Origin of the sequence: Streptomyces sp. H27-H5, from assembly GCF_026627505.1 — a bacterium.
Taxonomy (GTDB): domain Bacteria; phylum Actinomycetota; class Actinomycetes; order Streptomycetales; family Streptomycetaceae; genus Streptomyces.
Genome location: NZ_JAPNLK010000049.1, coordinates 1 through 17,322 on the forward strand (window position 1 = coordinate 1; position 17,322 = coordinate 17,322).

At 72.6% G+C, this 17,322-nt stretch carries 17 protein-coding genes and 1 tRNA gene; 6 read left to right on the forward strand and 12 right to left on the reverse strand.

Annotated features, from left to right (window positions below):
- Nucleotides 1-164 precede the first annotated feature (164 nt).
- Nucleotides 165-1,166, forward strand: coding sequence for a PAC2 family protein (locus OTB19_RS23655; protein ID WP_267800370.1), 1,002 nt, complete (start codon nt 165-167; stop codon nt 1,164-1,166).
- 99 nt (nt 1,167-1,265) lie between these two features.
- On the opposite strand, the gene mshC is transcribed toward OTB19_RS23655, so the two are convergent.
- The 4 genes from mshC to OTB19_RS23675 all read right to left on the reverse strand — a co-directional run bounded on the left by mshC (nt 1,266) and on the right by OTB19_RS23675 (nt 4,787).
- Complete coding sequence (gene mshC, locus OTB19_RS23660; RefSeq protein WP_267800371.1) at nt 1,266-2,495, reverse strand: cysteine--1-D-myo-inosityl 2-amino-2-deoxy-alpha-D-glucopyranoside ligase; 1,230 nt, start codon at nt 2,493-2,495, stop codon at nt 1,266-1,268.
- 110 nt (nt 2,496-2,605) lie between these two features.
- Nucleotides 2,606-3,442 carry an SCO1664 family protein gene (locus OTB19_RS23665; RefSeq protein ID WP_267800372.1) on the reverse strand — a complete coding sequence of 279 codons (837 nt, stop codon included), beginning with the start codon at nt 3,440-3,442 and terminating at the stop codon, nt 2,606-2,608.
- The gene (locus OTB19_RS23670) at nt 3,406-3,996 is read right to left on the reverse strand and encodes a DUF3090 domain-containing protein (RefSeq protein WP_267800373.1); all 591 of its coding nucleotides are present in this window, start codon (nt 3,994-3,996) and stop codon (nt 3,406-3,408) included. Before OTB19_RS23670 ends, OTB19_RS23665 begins: the two co-directional genes overlap by 37 nt.
- Before the next feature lie 83 nt (nt 3,997-4,079).
- The gene (locus tag OTB19_RS23675) at nt 4,080-4,787 is read right to left on the reverse strand and encodes a histidine phosphatase family protein (RefSeq protein WP_267800374.1); all 708 of its coding nucleotides are present in this window, start codon (nt 4,785-4,787) and stop codon (nt 4,080-4,082) included.
- Nucleotides 4,788-4,841: 54 nt separating this feature from the next.
- Between OTB19_RS23675 and corA the strand changes: the two genes are divergently transcribed.
- Complete coding sequence (gene corA / locus OTB19_RS23680; RefSeq protein WP_267800375.1) at nt 4,842-5,834, forward strand: magnesium/cobalt transporter CorA; 993 nt, start codon at nt 4,842-4,844, stop codon at nt 5,832-5,834.
- 30 nt (nt 5,835-5,864) lie between these two features.
- Here corA and OTB19_RS23685 read toward each other — a convergent pair whose 3' ends face one another.
- Both OTB19_RS23685 and OTB19_RS23690 read right to left on the reverse strand, forming a co-directional pair.
- The gene (locus tag OTB19_RS23685; protein WP_267800376.1) at nt 5,865-6,653 is read right to left on the reverse strand and encodes a ferritin-like domain-containing protein; all 789 of its coding nucleotides are present in this window, start codon (nt 6,651-6,653) and stop codon (nt 5,865-5,867) included.
- A gap of 191 nt (nt 6,654-6,844) precedes the next feature.
- Nucleotides 6,845-7,894, reverse strand: coding sequence for an LLM class F420-dependent oxidoreductase (locus tag OTB19_RS23690; protein ID WP_267800377.1), 1,050 nt, complete (start codon nt 7,892-7,894; stop codon nt 6,845-6,847).
- A 101-nt stretch (nt 7,895-7,995) separates the two neighbouring features.
- Here OTB19_RS23690 and OTB19_RS23695 point away from each other — a divergent pair, with 101 nt between their 5' ends.
- Both OTB19_RS23695 and OTB19_RS23700 read left to right on the forward strand, forming a co-directional pair.
- Complete coding sequence (locus OTB19_RS23695) at nt 7,996-8,988, forward strand: aldo/keto reductase (RefSeq protein WP_267800378.1); 993 nt, start codon at nt 7,996-7,998, stop codon at nt 8,986-8,988.
- Nucleotides 8,985-11,285 carry an ATP-dependent DNA helicase gene (locus OTB19_RS23700; protein WP_267800379.1) on the forward strand — a complete coding sequence of 767 codons (2,301 nt, stop codon included), beginning with the start codon at nt 8,985-8,987 and terminating at the stop codon, nt 11,283-11,285. Before OTB19_RS23695 ends, OTB19_RS23700 begins: the two co-directional genes overlap by 4 nt.
- Nucleotides 11,286-11,345: 60 nt before the next feature.
- Here the strand turns inward: OTB19_RS23700 and OTB19_RS23705 are convergent, their stop codons facing one another.
- Entirely contained in the window at nt 11,346-12,005 is a 660-nt protein-coding gene (locus tag OTB19_RS23705; RefSeq protein ID WP_267800380.1) for a hypothetical protein, read from the reverse strand.
- A gap of 47 nt (nt 12,006-12,052) precedes the next feature.
- On the opposite strand from OTB19_RS23705, the gene OTB19_RS23710 reads away from it, so the two are divergent.
- On the forward strand, nt 12,053-12,241 hold the full coding sequence (locus OTB19_RS23710) for a DUF5703 family protein (protein ID WP_053678800.1): 189 nt from the start codon (nt 12,053-12,055) through the stop codon (nt 12,239-12,241).
- Nucleotides 12,242-12,280: 39 nt separating this feature from the next.
- Here the strand turns inward: OTB19_RS23710 and OTB19_RS43405 are convergent, their stop codons facing one another.
- From OTB19_RS43405 to OTB19_RS23725, 3 genes are all read right to left on the reverse strand, one after another.
- A complete protein-coding gene (locus tag OTB19_RS43405) occupies nt 12,281-13,102 on the reverse strand; it encodes a chaplin (protein ID WP_324290538.1) in 822 nt (273 codons plus the stop codon).
- A gap of 125 nt (nt 13,103-13,227) precedes the next feature.
- Nucleotides 13,228-13,461 (reverse strand): chaplin ChpH, encoded by a 234-nt coding sequence (gene chpH, locus OTB19_RS23720; RefSeq protein ID WP_053678804.1) that lies wholly within the window; start codon nt 13,459-13,461, stop codon nt 13,228-13,230.
- A gap of 137 nt (nt 13,462-13,598) precedes the next feature.
- A complete protein-coding gene (locus OTB19_RS23725; RefSeq protein ID WP_266951209.1) occupies nt 13,599-14,924 on the reverse strand; it encodes a M20/M25/M40 family metallo-hydrolase in 1,326 nt (441 codons plus the stop codon).
- A gap of 171 nt (nt 14,925-15,095) precedes the next feature.
- Between OTB19_RS23725 and OTB19_RS23730 the strand changes: the two genes are divergently transcribed.
- A tRNA-Leu gene (locus tag OTB19_RS23730) sits at nt 15,096-15,180 on the forward strand.
- A gap of 115 nt (nt 15,181-15,295) precedes the next feature.
- Here OTB19_RS23730 and OTB19_RS23735 read toward each other — a convergent pair.
- Both OTB19_RS23735 and OTB19_RS23740 read right to left on the reverse strand, forming a co-directional pair.
- Nucleotides 15,296-16,564 carry a CynX/NimT family MFS transporter gene (locus OTB19_RS23735; protein ID WP_267800381.1) on the reverse strand — a complete coding sequence of 423 codons (1,269 nt, stop codon included), beginning with the start codon at nt 16,562-16,564 and terminating at the stop codon, nt 15,296-15,298.
- A complete protein-coding gene (locus OTB19_RS23740; protein ID WP_267800382.1) occupies nt 16,557-17,297 on the reverse strand; it encodes a FadR/GntR family transcriptional regulator in 741 nt (246 codons plus the stop codon). Before OTB19_RS23740 ends, OTB19_RS23735 begins: the two co-directional genes overlap by 8 nt.
- Between the last annotated feature and the right edge of the window lie 25 nt (nt 17,298-17,322).

Genomic DNA, 17,322 nt, shown 5'->3' on the forward strand with positions numbered 1-17,322 from the left:
ACCTCCGACCTGGACGATCTCCTGGCCAGGCTCGACCAGCACACCGCCGATCACCCAGAAGAATCCTCCGCCGCCAAGGCCGCGTGATCAACCCCCGAAGGACTTACGACGCAGACCACTTAGGCTGACCCACGTACGCAAGGGAACTTCGGAAGGAGACCTGGGTGATCGAGCTTGAGGGCGTGCCCGAGCTGATCGACCCGGTCATGGTGGCCGCGTTCGAGGGCTGGAACGACGCGGGTGACGCCGCCTCCGGTGCGGTGACGCACCTTGACCGGGAGTGGAAGGGCGAGGTCTTCGCGGCTCTGGACGCCGAGGACTACTACGACTTCCAGGTCAACCGGCCGACGGTCTGGCTGGACAACGGGGTAAGGAAGATCACCTGGCCGACGACGCGTCTGTCGGTGGTCAGGATCGGCGGCGCGAAGCCGCGCGACCTGGTGCTGGTGCGGGGCATCGAACCGTCCATGCGGTGGCGGTCGTTCTGCAACGAGATCCTCGGCTTCGCCCACGAGTTGGGCGTGGAGATGGTCGTCATCCTGGGGGCGCTGCTCGGCGACACCCCGCACACCCGGCCGGTGCCGGTGAGCGGTGTGACGTCCGACGCCGACCTGGCGCGCACGATGGACCTGGAGGAGACCAAGTACGAGGGTCCGACCGGGATCGTGGGCGTGCTCCAAGAGGCCTGCACGCACGCGGGCGTGCCGGCGGTGTCGCTGTGGGCGGCGGTGCCGCACTACGTGTCTCAGCCGCCGAACCCGAAGGCGACGCTGGCGTTGCTGAACCGGTTGGAGGATCTGATCGACATCCGGATCCCGCTCGGCGAACTCCCCGAGGACGCGCGGGCCTGGCAGTTGGGTGTGGACCAACTGGCCGCCGAGGACAGCGAGGTGGCCGAGTACGTGCAGACGCTGGAGGAGGCGCGGGACACCGCGGACCTGCCGGAGGCCTCGGGCGACGCGATCGCCCGGGAGTTCGAGCGGTACCTGAGGCGCCGTGACCCGGCGGCCGATCCGGGCACGGCCGGGGACACCGGCTCGTACTTCCGCGACCTCTCGGGCGGCGGCCGTCCGCAGCCCAAGCCGAGGCCCGGACCGGAGGAGACGGCGGGGTCGCCCGAGGCGCCCGACACGCCGGACACGGACGAGGACACCCCCGAGGCCTGACCGGCCGGCCGGCCGGGGGTGTGGTGAACGAACGCAGCGCGCCCCGGCGGTGACCGCCGGGGCGCGCTGCGTTGTAGGGGAGGTGTGCTCCCCCGTGTTCTACAGGGCCACGCCCAGCAGGGCGTCGACCGTCCGGGAGACCAGGCCGGGGGCCGATTCGTCGTCGCCGGACGCGGCGATCTGGAGTTCGGCCCAGCGGTCCACCGCGGCCAGCGCGGCGGGGGCGTCCAGGTCGTCGGCGAGGGCCTCGCGGACCTCCTCGACGAGGGTGTCGGCGGGGATGCCGTCCGGTCGGGACACGGCCGCGCGCCAGCGTTCGAGGCGGGCGACCGCCTCGGCGAGGACCTGGTCCGTCCACTCCCAGTCGGCCCGGTAGTGGTGGGCCAGCAGGGCGAGTCGGATGGCGGCCGGGTCGACTCCGGCGCGGCGCAGCGCGGAGACGAAGACCAGGTTGCCCTTCGACTTCGACATCTTCTCGCCGTTGAGCGCGACCATGCCGGCGTGGACGTACGCCTTGGCCATCGGGAACTCGCCCGTCAGGGCCTGGGCGTGCGAGGCGCCCATCTCGTGGTGCGGGAAGGCCAGGTCGGAGCCGCCGCCCTGGATGTCGAAGCCCATGCCGAGGTGGTCCAGGGCGATGGCCACGCACTCGATGTGCCAGCCGGGCCGGCCGCGGCCCAGCGAGCCGCCGTCCCAGCTCGGCTCGCCCGGGCGGGCGGCCATCCACAGCATCGGGTCGAGCGGGTTCTTCTTGCCGGGGCGCTCGGGGTCGCCGCCGCGCTCCGCGGACAGCAGCCGCATCGCCTCGGCGTCGAGGTGGGAGACCTGACCGAAGTGCGGGTCGGACTCCACGGAGAAGTAGACGTCGCCGTCGAGCTCGTAGGCGGCGCCCGCCTCCCGGAGCCGTTCGACCAGCGGCACGATGCCGGGTATGGCCTCGACGGCGCCGATGTAGTGGCGGGGCGGCAGCATCCGCAGGGCGGTCATGTCCTCGCGGAAGAGGGCCGTCTCGCGTTCGGCGAGCTCGGTCCAGTCCTGGCCGTCCCGCAGCGCACGCTCCAGCAGCGGGTCGTCCACGTCGGTGACGTTCTGGACGTAGTGAACCTGCCGCTTGTTGTCGAGCCACACGCGCTGGACGAGGTCGAACGCGTTGTAGGTCGCCGCGTGACCGATGTGGGTCGCGTCGTACGGAGTGATGCCGCAGACGTAGATACGGGCGACGGGACCGGGGTCGAGGGTGATCGTCCCTTGGGTCGCGGTGTCGTGGATCTGGAGGTCGCGGCCCTTGCCGGGCAGGGCGGGGACCTCAGAAGCGGGCCAGGCATGCATGCATCGAGACTAACCGGACTGGTGTTCCGGAAACGAACCGGACCTGCACTGTTGGCTTGATCGACGCTCTTGCGATCTGGCCGGTTCCATGCATGTGGGGCCGGCTCGGTTCAGACCGGCGGCCAGGGGATCGCGGGCCACTGTCCGGACGGCTTCGGATGCGTCCCGGTGCGCACCAGATGGGCCACACGGGCCCGTACGGCGTCCAACTCGACGGCGGTGATCAGTTCGGCCAGCCGGGTGGCGAGCGGCCCTCCGTCGGCCAGCTGGTCGGCCAGGGAGGCGAGCGCCGACCGGGCCTCGTCCGTCAGCGACTCCCCCGCCCACCCCCAGAGCAGGGTGCGCAGCTTGTGCTCCGTGTGGAAGGTCACTCCGTGATCGATGCCGTAGAGCCGACCGTCGGGCGCGGGCAGCAGGTGACCGCCCTTGCGGTCGCCGTTGTTGATCACGGCGTCGAGGACGGAGAGCCGGCGCAGCCGGGGGTCGTCGGCGTGCACGAGCAGCGCGGTGCGCCCCTCGCCCACCTCGGCGAAGGCCACCGGCTTCCAGCCCTCGCCGGCCTTCTCGCCCTCGACGAGCGCGAGGAGCTCGGCCTCCGGTGATTCCCCGGCGTCGATCCAGTGCTGGACCATGCCCTCGCCGTACGGGCCGTCGCGCAGCACGGTCGTCGGCACGAGGCCCCAACCGGTGGCCTCGGAGACGAGATAGGCGGCGCGCTCGCGCTGGGCGAGGTTGCCGTCGGGGAAGTCCCACAGCGGCCGCTCGCCCTTGATCGGCTTGTAGACGCAGTCGACGCTCTCGCCCTCGTGCGTCACCGTGCAGAACAGGACGGCGTTGGAGGCCTCGGCGATGCGGGCGCGGACGGTCAGCTCACCTCGGGCGAGCAGTTCCTCGATCGGGGTCGCGGGGCTCACGCCTGGCGCCGGTAGCCGTTCTGGCGCGGACACACGTGTCCTTCGGGGTCGAGGGGCAGGCTGCACAGCGGGCACGGCGGGCGGCCCGCGTTGACGACGTCGAGGGCGCGTTTGGCGAAGGCCCGTGCCTGGGTGCCGGAGAGGCGGACGCGGAGCATCGGGGGCCCGTTCTCCTCGTCCTGGAGCAGGCGCTCCTCCGCCTCGGCGAGATCCTCGTCCGAGTCGGCGTCGAGTTCGACGAGTGCCTGGGCCTCGACGATCATGCGCTGTTCCTCGCCGTCCCAGGCGAGCGCCATGGTCCCGACGCGGAACTCCTCCTCGACGGGAGCGTCGAGCGGTGCGGTGTCGGCCGCCTCGGTGGAGGCGACGGCGGGGACGGGGGCGTTGCCGCCGGTGCGCCGAACGACCTCGTCCAGCAGTTCGTCCATCCGCTCGGCCAGGGCCGCGACCTGCGTCTTCTCCAGGGACACGCTCGTGACCCGGGGGCCCGAGGAGGCCTGGAGGAAGAACGTACGACGTCCAGGCAGACCGACCGTGCCGGCCACGAAGCGGTCCGGCGGGTCGTAAAGGAAAACCTGACGGGGCACGTCCAGTCTCCAAGTTTCGGCGGCGGGGGAAGGGGCGGTGCTGTGCACTTGTGTTGGCCCGTCCACCCTACTGCGCCGTTCGATCAGGCCGCGCCCGCACCGCCTCCCACGACGGCGTTCCCGTCGGCTTCGGGATCCTTCGGGGTCTCGGGGGACGCGCGCGGGATCAGCGACCCGAAGTCGCCGGTGTCGCCGAGCCGGAACACGAACGGTCGGGTCGCGGTGTAGCGGATCGCGGTGACCGAGCAGGGGTCGACGTGGATCCGCTGGAAGAGGTCGAGGTGCATGCCGAGGGCGTCCGCCACAAGGGACTTGATGATGTCCCCGTGCGAGCACATGAGGAAGACGGCGTCGCCGCCGTGCTCCTCCTCGATCCGCGCGTCCCACTCGCGCACGGCGTCCACGGCGCGGGCCTGCATGGCCCGCATGGACTCGCCGCCGGGGAAGGACACGGCCGAGGGATGCTGCTGGACGATCTTCATCAAGGGTTCGTCGGCGAGTTCGGAGAGCTTGCGGCCGGACCAGTCGCCGTAGTGGCACTCGCCGATCCGGTCGTCGGTGTGCTCGGTCAGCTCGGGCCGGGCGGCGAGCAGCGGGGCCAGCGTTTCCCGGCAGCGCTGGAGCGGGCTGCTGACGACGGCCGCGAGGGGCACCCCGGCGAGTCGACCGGGCAGCGCGGCGGCCTGTTCGGCGCCGCGTTCGTCGAGGGCCACTCCCGGGGTCCATCCGGCGAGCAAGCCTGCGGTGTTGGCGGTGGACCGCCCGTGTCGTACGAGGATCAGCGTGGCCATGGGCCCAGCCTAAGCGGTGCCGCCTGTGTGCGGGTGGGGTGGGCTCAGGGAAGAATGCGCCGGGTGATTGTCGACTGCGCGATGTACCGGGACGGCCGCCGTTCCCAGGCCCCGAAGGACTTCTCGGACGCTCTGGAAGAGGCCCGGGCCAGTGGCGACGCCTTCGTCTGGGTCGGCATGCACGAGCCGACGGAGAAGGAATTCGAGCACGTCAGCCAGGAGTTCGGCCTGCATCCCCTGGCGGTGGAGGACGCGCTGGGGGCGCACCAGCGGCCGAAGCTGGAGGTGTACGACGATTCGCTGTTCGTGGTCCTCAAGCCGGTGATGTACGACGACGCGACGGACACCGTGACCGCCGGTGAGCTGATGGTCTTCATCGGGGACTCGTTCGTGGTCACCGTCCGGCACGGCGAGGGGGCCGCCCTGGCCGCCGTCCGGCACCGGCTGGAGCACGAGCCGGACGTGCTCAAGCACGGGCCGACGGCCGTCCTGTACGCGGTGTCCGACGCCGTGGTGGACCACTACATCGAGGTGGCGGCCGAGCTCCAGTCGGACCTGGAGGAGTTGGAGGCGGAGGTGTTCGCGCCGAACGTCGCGGACACGAAGAACACGGCTGCCCGGATCTACGGCTTCAAGCGGCAGGTGCTGGAGTTCCGTCGGGCGACGAGTCCGCTGCTCCAGCCGATGGACCGCCTCGCCTTCGGCAGCGTGCCGTTCGTGCACGACCACGCCCAGCCCTTCTTCCGTGACGTCGCCGACCACCTGACGAAGGCGAACGAGTACATCGAGGGCTTGGACCGGTTGCTGTCGGACGCGCTGGCGGCGCATCTGGCGCAGATGGGCGTCCGACAGAACGACGACATGCGCAAGATCTCCGCCTGGGCGGCGATGGCGGCCGTCCCGACGATGGTCGCGGGGATCTACGGCATGAACTTCGACCACATGTGGGAGCTCCACCAGCGCTGGGGCTACCCGGTGTTGCTGGTGATCATGGCGGTGCTCTGTCTGGGGCTGCACCGGATGTTCAAGCGCCGCGGCTGGCTGTAGGCCGTCTCCCGCGGGGCGCCGCCGGGCCGCTCAGGCGAACTCGGGCGCGGTGACGGGTTCGCCGCCCAGCGCGTCAATCCGATCGGGCAGCCGCAGGTCGACCATGCGGTGCCAGCCGCTGAAGCGCTCGTACGCGTACATGGCGCGGATGCCGGCGGCGAGCGCGGCTGACTTGGGCGCGGGCCAGCACAGGATCCGCCCCATGTGCGCCATCACGGCGAGGCTCACGTCGCGGTAGACGCCGATCTCGGCGAGCGCGCTGGTGCGCAGGGTCCGCTGGATGGTCCGGGCATGACCCCCGTGGGCGAGGCGCAGGAGTTCCTCGTGGCAGTAGGCGAGGTGGTTGTCCTCGTCGTTGCTGATCATGCGGACGGCCTTGCCGATCTCGGGGTGGTCCCCGAAGCACTTGACCAGCATCACCATCTGGTCCGCGGCGCGCTGCTCGGTGACCCGGCTGTGCGCGAGGTAGACGACGATGTCCTCCTCGGTCAGCGGTTCGTCGCGGCGCAGCTTGTCGTGGGCGAGCCCGATGCCGCGCCGCTCCAGCAGCATCGTGTAGTCGGTCTCGGGCGGGACGGGGACGGCCGGCAGCCCGCGCTTGCGGAGCAGGGCCCGGAAGATCCGGCCGTGCTTGTCCTCGTCGGTGCCGTGGCGGGTGATCTTGGGTCCGAGATCGCGCATGCCGGCCGGCACGAGGGTGGCGATCCGGGCGTTCTCCCAGCCGCCCTGGGACTCCCCGCTGGCGGCGATGGAGCAGAACAGCTGGAAGGACTCGTCGTGGTCGACGATCTCCTGGAACAGGCTGCGGGCAGAGAGCATGTAACGAGTCAAATGCGGATGGAGCGGACGGGCAACCGATGCGTCGCGCCGCTCGGCCGAATGAACGAACCGAAGGCGGTGGCCGCAGGGCGTAACCCGGGGGCCGCCGATCGCGTTGTTGGCGGTGTCGGCCGTGGCGGGGAAGACCCCCCGAGCCCCCACCACGGCCGCAGAACTTCCGACTCCTCGCCTCAGGCGAGACCCGCCAGTTCCAGCGCCTCGGTTCCGGCGCGCAGGGCGGTGATCCGCTCGTCCAGCGTGAATCCGGCCGGGGCCAGCGTCAGCGTCGTGACCCCGGCTTCCGCGTAGGCCCGCATCCCGTCCGCGATCCGCTCCACCGAGCCCAGCAGGGTGGTCGAGTCGATCAGCGAGTGCGGGACGGCGGCCGCCGCGCCCGCCTTGTCGCCGCCCAGGTACTTCTCCTGGATCTCGGCCGCTTCCTTCTCGTAGCCCATGCGCTGGGCCAACTGGTTGTAGAAGTTCTGCTTGGGGCTGCCCATGCCCCCGACGTACAGCGCCGTGTAGGGGCGGAACATGTCCGCGAGTCCGACCACGTCGGCGCCGACGGCCAGCGGCACGGTCGGACAGACGTCGAAGCCGTCCATCGTCAGGCCCGCCTTCTCGCGGCCCGCGCGGATGTGCCGCAGGGCCGTCTCCTCCAGGTGCTCGGCCGCCGGGAAGATCAGCAGGGCGCCGTCGGCGATCTCGCCCGTCTGCTCCAGGTTCTTCGGCCCGATCGCGGCGATGTAGAGCGGGATGTGCTCGCGCTCGGGGTGCACGGTGAGCTTGATCGGCTTGCCGGGGCCGCCGGGCAGCGGGAGGGTCCAGTGCTGCCCTTCGTAGCTCAGTCGCTCGCGGCTCATCGCCTTGCGGACGATCTCCACGTACTCGCGGGTCCGGGCGAGCGGCTTGTCGAACTTCACGCCGTACCAGCCCTCCGAGACCTGCGGTCCGGAGACCCCGAGGCCGAGTCGGAAGCGGCCCTTGGTGAGCGAGTCCAGGGTGGCGGCGGTCATGGCCGTCATGGCGGGCTGGCGGGCCGGGATCTGGAAGATGGCCGAGCCGACGTCGATCCGCTCGGTCTGGGCCGCGACCCAGGCCAGGACCGTGGCCGCGTCCGAGCCGTAGGCCTCGGCCGCCCAGCAGACGTCGTACCCGAGGCGGTCGGCCTCCTGGGCGACGGCGAGGTTGTCGGCGTCCATGCCCGCACCCCAGTAACCGAGATTGATGCCGAGCCGCATGTGTCGTCCCCTTACCGGTTTACCGATCAGTAACGTTGGTCTGCGGGGGACTGTAGCGCGCCACGGTGCCCCCCGTCAGTGCCCCAGTAGTCTCAGCGCTCATGGAGCAGAGGCATCTCGGCCGCACCGGACTGCGCGTCTCCCGGATCGGCCTCGGCACCCTGACCTGGGGACGGTCCGCGGAAGGACCCGACGAGGCGGGCGCGGCCGAGCAGTTGAAGACCTTCTGGGAGGCGGGCGGCACCCTCGTCGACACCGCCGACGTGTACGGGGGCGGGGAGGCGGAGTACCTCCTGGGGCAGTTGATCGGCGGAGCGGCGCCGCGGCGGGAACTGGTGATCGCCACCAAGTCGGGGTCCGTACGGGACCCGGATCGGCGCTTCGACTGTTCGCGCGGCCACCTGCTGGCCGCCCTGGACGATTCGCTGGCCCGCCTGGGCACCGACTACGTGGACCTGTGGCAGGTGCACGCCTTCGATCCGGGAACCCCGCTGGAGGAGACCCTCCAGGCCCTGGACCTGGCCGTGAGCAGCGGGCGCGCGCGGTACGCGGGGGTGGCCGGCTTCAGCGGCTGGCAGTTGGCGAAGGCGGCGACCTGGCAACTGGCGGCGCCGGGCCTGCGGACCCGGCTGGCGTCGACGCAGATGGAGTACTCGCTCCTCCAGCGGGGCGTGGAGCGCGAGGTGCTGCCGGCGGCGCTGGACCTGGGCGTGGGCCTGCTCCCCTCGTCGCCGCTGGGGCGCGGGGTCCTGACGGGCAAGTACCGGGACGGGACCCCGGCCGACTCCCGGGCCGCGTCGCAGACCCTGGCGGCGTTCGTGGACCCGTACCTGGACGATCCCGCGAGCCGGATCGTGGACGCGGTGGCGACGGCGGCCCAGGGACTGGCGGTGACCCCGCTCCAGGTGGCGCTGGCGTGGATCCGGGACCGGCCGGGCGTCGTCGCGCCGATCGTCGGCGCGCGGACGGCGGCGCAGCTCGGCGCGGCGCTGTCGGTGGAGGCGCTTAGTCTTCCCGAGGAGATCTGCCGTGCGCTGGACGACGTGTCGGCGCCCGTGCACCGCTACCCCGATCAGGACTGGAGCACGCTGTGAGTACGGACCGTCAGGCCCCCGAGCCCGCCGCCGCGGATGAACTGGCCGCCCCCGGCCCGGAGGGCGAGCCCACGGACGGCTCCGACGGCGTCGCTCCGCCGGAGGCGGACCCGGCCGCCGGCGCACCGTCCGAGCCCCCGTCGGACACGGAGGCCGCACCGGATGCCGAGCCGGATGCCGAAGGGCCCGAGGCCGAGGCCCCGGTGCCGTCGGTGACGGACACGCCCGCTGACACGACCGCCGACACGACCGCGGAGGACGCCGAGGCGGAGGCCGCGTCCGACGATGCCGCGGCCGACACCGCTGCCGCCGATGCCGCTGAGTCGGGCGCGACGCCGACCGGCGACGCGGAGGGTGCCACGCCCGCGCTCAGCGAGGCGGCGGCGGAGTTGGCCGCGCAGAAGGTCGAGCGGGAGCGGATCGCCCGGCGCAAGGCGGAGCGCGAGGCGCCGATCGAGGCCGGCGCGAAGCTCAGCGGGACGGCCGCCGACCTGCTGGCCGCCGTACGGGCCGTGGAGAGCGGCGCCCAGCCCGCCCCCGTGTACTTCGACGACGCCCCGGCCGCGCCGCGCCCCGCTCCGGCCGCCGCTCCCCCGCAGCCCCGCACCCCCGCACCCGTGGCGGCGGTCGCCGTCGGCGACGTCGACGCCGTACGCGCCGTCCTGCTGCGCGGTGGCGCCCCGGAGACCCTGGCGGCCCAGGCCGCCGGCGTGCTCGGCGAGGGCGCGGCCGAGCGGCTCGCCGAGGACCCCTGGCTGCTGTTGGCGGTGGCCGGGGTGCGTCCCACCCAGGCGGACGGATTCGCCCGGGCCCTGCTGGGCCCCGAGGCCGGCCCGGCCGACGAGCGCCGCAGCGCCGCGCTGGTGGGGTGGCTGCTGGAGCAGGCCGCCCTGAAGGGACACACCGCGCTGGAGGCCCCGGTCCTGGAGAAGGCGTTGGCCCAGTACGGCGTCCCGGACGCCGGGGAGGCGCTGGAGCAGGCCATCGGGGACGGCACGGTGCTGGTGTTCAACGAGCCGTTGGACCCGCCGGGCACCGAGTACGCCGAGGGCGAGGAGCCCCCGGTACGGGTCCTCGTCGGTCTGGAGGGCTGCGCCCTGGCCGAGGAGAGCCTGGCCGACGGGCTGGCCCGGCTCGCCAACACCTTCGGCGGGGCGGCCGATTGGGAGAAGGCCGCCACCGGCCCGGGCGCCGATCTGATCCGGGCGGTCTCCGGGCACGGTCTGGTCACCCACACCGGTGGCGAGGCGGCCCGCGCCGAACCGGCGGCCCTGCTCGCGGTGGCCCGGGAGTTCGGACTGCGGGCCTGCCTGGCCGCCCACGTGCCGCACGAGGGCGCCGTCACCGTGACGGGCCTGCTCGCCGGCGCCGAGGGGCCCGGGCGGGACGCGGACGGCCAGTTCGCGCTGGACCTGCTCATCGTCCTGGACGCCCCCCAGCTGGACGTGGAGACCGCCGCCGCGCTGGTGGAGTCGGTGCCGGACGGCGCCCGGCTGGTGCTGTCGGGGGATCCGGGCGTCCTCGGCTCGGCCGGGCCGGGGCGGGTGTTCGCGGATGTGCTGGCGGCCCGTGCCTGCCCGCAGTCGGTCTCCCGCACGCCGGACCCCGGCCCGCTCGGCGAGCTGGTCTCGGGCATCGGGATCGGGGAGCTGAACCAGGTGGAGGCTCCCGGCAAGGAGGTCGTCATCGTCCCGGTGCGCGACGCCGGGGAGGCCGTGCACCGGACCGTTCAGCTGGTGTCCGAGTCGGTGCCCCGCGCGTTCGGGGTCCCGGCGGACGGCGTACAGGTCATCACTCCCGGCCACGGCGGCTCGGCGGGCACCCGGGCGCTGAACGCGGCCCTCAAGGAGCGGCTGAACCCCGGCCCCGGCCGCTTCGGCGGCTTCGATCCCGGAGACCGGGTGGTGCACGTGCCCTCGCCGGGTCGGGCGCTGCCCGCGCGGGTGGTGTCGGCCGACGCGCAGGGGCTGCACCTGGACGCCGCGGGCGAGCGGATCGTCGTACCGCAGGAGCAGGTGGAGGCGCGGGTCCGGCACGGCTGGGCGGTGACCGCGCACCAGGCCGTGGGCGCGCGCTGGCCGGCGGTGGTCGTGGTCCTGCCGGGCGACGCGGCGGAGGCTCTGTCGCGGGACTGGGTGTACACGGCGTTCGGGCGGGCCGAGCGGCACCTGTCCGTGGTGCACGGCGTGGACCAGGCGCTGCCGGTCGCGGTGGCCCAGGGGCTGCCGAAGCCGCGTACGACCCGCCTGACGGGCCTGCTGCGGGCCCTGGTGGCCTCGGCCGAACAGCCTCGGTAGCGCGGGTGACGACGGTGTGCCCCCGCCCGGGTCCGGGCGGGGGCACACCGCTGCCCGGGGTCAGGCCGGGGTCAGGCCCGGCGCGGCGGCCTCCTCGGCCTCGTCGTCCTCGAAGTCGTCCGGCTCCTCGTCGAAGACCGCGCTCACGTCGAAGCGGTGCAGGACGTCCTGCGGGTCGGTGTGCCCGAAGGGGGTGTCCAGCCACTCGCCCGGCTCGGCGATCTCCTCCGAGGCGGCGAGCCAGAGCGTGGAGTCCCCTTCCTCCAGGCCGAACTCCTTGTAGCGGGAGGCGATCTCGTCGGGCTCGTACTCCCCGAAGAGCACGCCGAGGGCACCCGCGGTGCCCCCGTCGTCGACCAGCTCCGCGTCCCGGTCGTGCGCGGCGACACGCTCGGCCTGGGCGATCAGTCGCTGCGGTTCCACGACGGCGTAGTCGCGGCGGATGAGCACGCTGAAGGCGGCGGGCTCGGCGGGGCCGGTGTACGGGACACCGTCCTCGGGCGTCGGGATCTCGAAGGGGGTGACCTCGTCGTAGCGGTCGTACAGGAGCTCGTCGTACTCCTCGGCCGCTGCGGCGAGTTCGTTGAAGGCGGCGTAGACGGCCGGGTCCTCGTCCCCGATCCTGCTCTCGACCGCGGCGAGGTGACGGTCGAGCGCGGCCTTGACCGCCTCGGCGGCGGCGCGTACCTCGGCAACAGTGGGCAGAGCGGCATCAGACATAGTGCAGACGCTATCCGTAGCAGGGCTCTGCCCGCACAATAGATGCGATGCCGGAATACGAATTTGTCGACGTGTACGTGCCTCGCGGGGTTCCTCGTCACGAGGCCACCCGCCTGTTGACCGACCATGCCGAGTACGGGCACTGGGAACTGGACCGACTGACATTGCACCGGGACGGCAGTCGCCGCGTGCGGTTGCGCCGCCGGATCATCCGCCAGGTCCGCGCCACGTGGTGACGCGGGTCCCGGGGGCGGGACCCGCGTCGTGAGCGACCGTCAGGCGGCGTTGCGGGCGCGCCGATAGAGCACGGCGCCGGCGAGCAACAGCCCGCCCGCGAGCGGAACGCCGGCGCTGAGGACGTCACCGGCCCCGGTGGCGGCCAACCCCGGACCCTGTCCGGGCGTCACGGGAGTACCGGGGTTGCCGGGCGTACTCGGGGTGCCGGGGTTGCCGGGAGTACCAGGCGTGCCGGGGTTGCCCGGGTTCCCAGGGGTCCCGGGGTTGCCAGGGGTCCCGGGGTTGCCGGGCGTACCCGGGTTGCCAGGGGTTCCGGGATTGCCGGGCGTACCCGGGTTGCCAGGGGTTCCGGGATTGCCGGGCGTACCCGGGTTGCCAGGGGTTCCGGGGTTGCCAGGGGTCCCGGGGTTGCCGGGCGTACCCGGGTTACCGGGGTTGCCCGGGTTACCGGGGTTGCCCGGGTTACCGGGGTTGCCCGGCTCGTCGTCGCACGGCTCGCCCGGGTCGCCCGGATGCCCGGGGTGCCCGGGGTGGCCCGGGTTTCCGGGGTGACCCGGGTTTCCGGGGTGACCCGGGTTTCCGGGGTGGCCCGGCCGGGTCGGCTTGCCGGCGTTCTCGCAGCGGTTGCCGAAGGCGGGGTTCAGGCCTCCCACCACGTTCACGGTGTTCCCGCAGGCGTTCACCGGTACGTCCACGGGCGCCTGGAGGTTGTTCCCGGACAGCAGGCCCGGTGAGTTCGCGGCATGGCCGGACGCTCCGGCGTCCGCCTGGGCGACACCCCCGCCCAGCGCGAGAACACCTCCCGCGGCCGCCATGGTGATCAGGGTCTTCCTGGTGACCTGTACTACCGGTCGTCGCATCTGTACTCGTCCCCTGTTGTGCACGTTGGGTCGACGCGCAGGCCCTGCAGGCTCCCCCGCCCGTCGCGCCGAGATGTCGGAAGCCGGGCCGCGTGATCGAGATCGGGCCCGGGTCTTCAGATACGTCAGGCGTTGACGCAGGTGTTGCCGAAGGCCGGGTTCAGCAGACCGATCACGTTGATCGTGTTGCCGCAGACGTTGACCGGCACGTGGACCGGAACCTGGACGACGTTGCCGGACAGGACACCGGGCGAACCGATGGCCGCACCCTGGGCACCCGCGTCGGCGGCAGCCATGCCCGCACCCGCGAGAATGAGACCACCAGTGGCAGCCGCAGCGGCGACAACCTTCTTGAGCATTGTTCCTCCTAGTAGGCAAGTGCGGTCCCAGCCGCGGACCGCACCACCTGTAACGAGGAAGGATCACCAGGGCTACGAGCGTATGAGTGCATTCACTCTTCTCAGTGGCATCCGCACACCTTCCCGATTTCCGCCCGTCAGGCGTTGTCGATGAATCGGTCGAGCACGCGAACACCGAACTTCAGCCCGTCCACCGGCACCCGCTCGTCCACGCCGTGGAACATGCCCGCGAAGTCCAGCTCCGGGGGCAACTGGAGCGGGGCGAAGCCGAAGCAGCGGATGCCGAGGTCGTCGAAGGACTTGGCGTCCGTGCCGCCGGAGAGCATGTACGGAACCGCGCGCGCGATCGGGTCCTCCGCCTTCAGCGCGGTCTGCATGGCGTCGACGAGCTTTCCGTCGAAGTCGGTCTCCAGGGCCTTGTCCGCGTGGACGTCCTCGCGCTTCACGCGCGGGCCGAGGATCCGGTCGAGGTCCGCGAAGAACTCGTCCTCGTAGCCGGGCAGGAAGCGACCGTCCACGTGCGCGGTGGCCTGGCCGGGGATGACGTTGACCTTGTAGCCGGCGCCGAGCATCGTCGGGGCCGCGGAGTTGCGCAGGGTGGCCCCGACCATCTTGGCGATGCCGCCGAGCTTGGCGAGCGTCGCGTCCATGTTGTCGGGGTCGAGGGGGGTGCCGAGCGCGTCCGAGAGTTCGTCCAGGAAGGACCGCACGGTCTTGGTCACGCGCACCGGCCACTGGTGGCGGCCCAGCCGACCCACGGCCTCGCACAGCTCCGTGATGGCGTTGTCGTTATTGGTCATGGAGCCGTGACCCGCGGTGCCCTCCACCGTGAGCCGCATCCAGTGCATGCCCTTCTGAGCGGTCTCCACCAGGTACAGGCGCAGGTTCTCGTTGACGGTGAACGAGAAGCCGCCGACCTCGCCGATCGCCTCGGTGACCCCTTCGAAGAGGCCGGGATGCTTGTCGACGAGGTGCCGGGCCCCGTAGACGCCGCCCGCCTCCTCGTCGGCGAGGAACGCGAGCACGATGTCGCGCGGGGGCTTGCGGCCGCTGCGCATCCGGTCGCGCACGACGGCCAGCGTCATCGCGTCCATGTCCTTCATGTCGACCGCGCCGCGCCCCCACAGGCACCCGTCCGCGATCTCGCCGGCGAACGGGTCGTACGTCCAGTCGGCGGCGTTGGCCGGGACGACGTCGGTGTGGCCGTGGATCAGCAGCGCCGGCCGGGACGGGTCCTCGCCCTCGATGCGCGCGACGGTGGAGGCCCGCCCCTTGTGCGACTCGAAGATCTGCGGCTCCAGCCCGACCTCGGCCAGCTGCTCCGCGACCCACTCGGCCGCTTTCCGCTCACCGGGGCCGGAGTGGTCCCCGTAGTTGCTGGTGTCGATCCGGATGAGGTCACGGCAGAGGTCGACGACCTCGTCCTCGCCGGAGACGGTCCTGCCCGCGCTCGATTCGCTCACGCTGCTTCCTCCCACTGATCAGTGCCGACTTCCTCCCTCCATCCTCGCCCCACGGACCGCTGTCCCCAAGGGCGATCCCCGGTCACCGGGGGGTGTGATCGAGGACCCCGGAATGTTTGGTAATGTTTTCCACGTCGGAACGGCCCGCGAGGGACGCGAGACAGACACCTTGTCCGGGTGGCGGAATGGCAGACGCGCTAGCTTGAGGTGCTAGTGCCCTTTATCGGGCGTGGGGGTTCAAGTCCCCCCTCGGACACCGGCAGGAACCCCACTTCGGTGGGGTTCTTTTGCGTTTCCGGAACGTCTCCCTTTCCCGAACGTCCGGACGCGCGTCTGCCGGAGACCTCGGGAGGTCTCCGGCAGACGCGGGGTCAGGGGCGACCGGCCACGTGCAGGGGGCGGGAGGCGCCGAGGCCCGCGGCGATCTGCGGGATCAGCAGGACCAGGAGCACGATCAGCGGGAGCGTCCAGGTGTGGGAGGCGTCGTGGATCGTGCCGAGGACGGCGGGGCCGGTGGCGGCCAGGGTGTAGCCGAGGCACTGGGCCATGCTGGAGAGCTGCGCGGTGTGCCGGGCGTCGGGCGTGCGGTGCAGGATGAACAGGAGCGCGAGGCTGATCGCCACGCCCTGGCCGAGGCCGAGCAGGACCATCCAGAGGTACGCGCCGGCGACCGGGGCGACGAGGAGCCCGGTGAGACCGAGGCCGCACAGGACGGCGCCGAGGACGGCGAGGGTTCCCGTACCGATCCTGCGGCCGGCGACGACCGGTGCGAGGAAGGAACCGGTGATGCCGAGCAGCGAGGAGAAGGAGAGCATCCACCCGGCGTTGGCGGGGCTCGTCCCGGCGTCCGTGAGCAGGGTGGGCAGCCAGGCGGCGGCCGCGTAGTAGCCGAGGGACTGCAGTCCCATGTAGGCGGTGACCTGCCAGGCGAGCGAGGAGCGCCACAGCCCGCGTACGGGGTGGGCGGCGGCGCGGGCGGTGGCCGCGGCGCTCCGGCCGCGGGAGCGGACCTGCGGGAGCCAGACGAGGAGCGCTACCAGGGCGAGCGCGCCCCAGCAGGCGAGTGTGGTGCGCCAGGTCATGTCGCCGGCCTGCCGGACGGGCAGGGTGACGCCGGCGGCGAGGGCGGCGCCGCCGAAGAGGGACATGGAGTACAGGCCGGTCATCAGGCCGGTGCGGGTGGGGAAGTCGCGCTTGATCAGTCCGGGGAGCAGGACGTTGGCGACGGCTATGCCCGCGCCGATGACGACCGTGCCGGCGAACAGGGCGGCGACGCTGTCGAGCATGCGCAGGGCCGTGCCCGCGCAGATCAGGGCCGTGGTGGCGAGGAGGGCGCGTTCCGTGCCGAGGAGGCGGCCGATCCGGGGGGCGAGGGGCGCGAGCAGGCCGAAGCAGAGCAACGGGAGCGCGGTGAGCAGGCTGACCGAGGCGGCCGACATCCCGCTGTCCGCCCGGATGGTGTCGGCGAGGGGTGAGACGGCGACCAGCGCGGGGCGCAGGTTGAGTGCCAGCAGGACGACCCCGGCGGCGAGGAGGAGGGCCCGGCGGCCTCCGGTGCCCGGCGCGGCCGCGGGTCCCGGGGGCGGTGGGGGTGCGGGGATCGCGGGTCGGCCGGCGCGGGTGGCGGCGCTGTTACTCACGTGGTGCTCCTGAACTGTGCTGCGTGTCCGGCCGTGCGTCCGGCTGGCGCCCGGTCAGGGCGGCCACGCCTTCGGCGAGGTGGGCGGAGACCGCCGCTTCCGCGGCGTCGGGGTCCTGGGCCTCGATGGCGTCGGCGATCGCCTGGTGCGCATCGAGCTGGTGGCGTACGGAGTCGGGTACCGGGGCGCTGACGACGGAGTGGACGCCGGCCCGGAGCGCGCCGGCGAAGTGCTCGTAGAGGTCGCTCAGCACGCTGTTGTGGGCGGCGGCGACCACGGCGCGGTGGAAGGCGAGGTCCGCGTCGACGAAGGCGTCCATGTCGCCGCTCTCCCAGCCGCGGGTGCGCTCGGCCATGGCCTCGCGCAGGGCGGCGACGTCCTCGGGGGTGCGGCGGCGCGCGGCGTGGCGGACGGCGTCCCGCTCCAGCGCGGAGCGGACCTCGTAGGCCTCCAGTTCGCCGGAGCGGCGCAGGCGGCGCTGGACGGCCGCTCCGAAGTCGCTGCTGGCGCGGACGTAGGTGCCGTCGCCGCGCAGGGGTTCGAGGAGTCCGGTGTGGACGAGGGCGCGGACGGCCTCGCGCACGGTGTTGCGGCCGACGCCGAGCTGTTCGATCAGTACGGGCTCGGCGGGGATCCGGGTCCCGACCGGCCACTCGCCGTCGGCGATCAGGGTCTCCAGCTGGGTGATGACCTGGTCGACGAGGGTGGCGCGGGGGGTGCTGCGCAGCGGCATGGTCCGGTCCTCTCGATTCCGTTGC

Bases quoted from the DNA above. Each gene is read 5' to 3' on its own strand.
- mshC (WP_267800371.1), bottom strand. From the start codon at position 2,495: ATGCATGCCTGGCCCGCTTCTGAGGTCCCCGCCCTGCCCGGCAAGGGC.
- OTB19_RS23675 (WP_267800374.1), bottom strand. From the start codon at position 4,787: ATGGCCACGCTGATCCTCGTACGACACGGGCGGTCCACCGCCAACACC.
- corA (WP_267800375.1), top strand. From the start codon at position 4,842: ATGCGCCGGGTGATTGTCGACTGCGCGATGTACCGGGACGGCCGCCGT.
- OTB19_RS23685 (WP_267800376.1), bottom strand. From the start codon at position 6,653: ATGCTCTCTGCCCGCAGCCTGTTCCAGGAGATCGTCGACCACGACGAG.
- OTB19_RS23690 (WP_267800377.1), bottom strand. From the start codon at position 7,894: ATGCGGCTCGGCATCAATCTCGGTTACTGGGGTGCGGGCATGGACGCC.
- OTB19_RS23695 (WP_267800378.1), top strand. From the start codon at position 7,996: ATGGAGCAGAGGCATCTCGGCCGCACCGGACTGCGCGTCTCCCGGATC.
- OTB19_RS23705 (WP_267800380.1), bottom strand. From the start codon at position 12,005: ATGTCTGATGCCGCTCTGCCCACTGTTGCCGAGGTACGCGCCGCCGCC.
- OTB19_RS23710 (WP_053678800.1), top strand. From the start codon at position 12,053: ATGCCGGAATACGAATTTGTCGACGTGTACGTGCCTCGCGGGGTTCCT.
- OTB19_RS43405 (WP_324290538.1), bottom strand. From the start codon at position 13,102: ATGCGACGACCGGTAGTACAGGTCACCAGGAAGACCCTGATCACCATG.
- chpH (WP_053678804.1), bottom strand. From the start codon at position 13,461: ATGCTCAAGAAGGTTGTCGCCGCTGCGGCTGCCACTGGTGGTCTCATT.
- OTB19_RS23740 (WP_267800382.1), bottom strand. From the start codon at position 17,297: ATGCCGCTGCGCAGCACCCCCCGCGCCACCCTCGTCGACCAGGTCATC.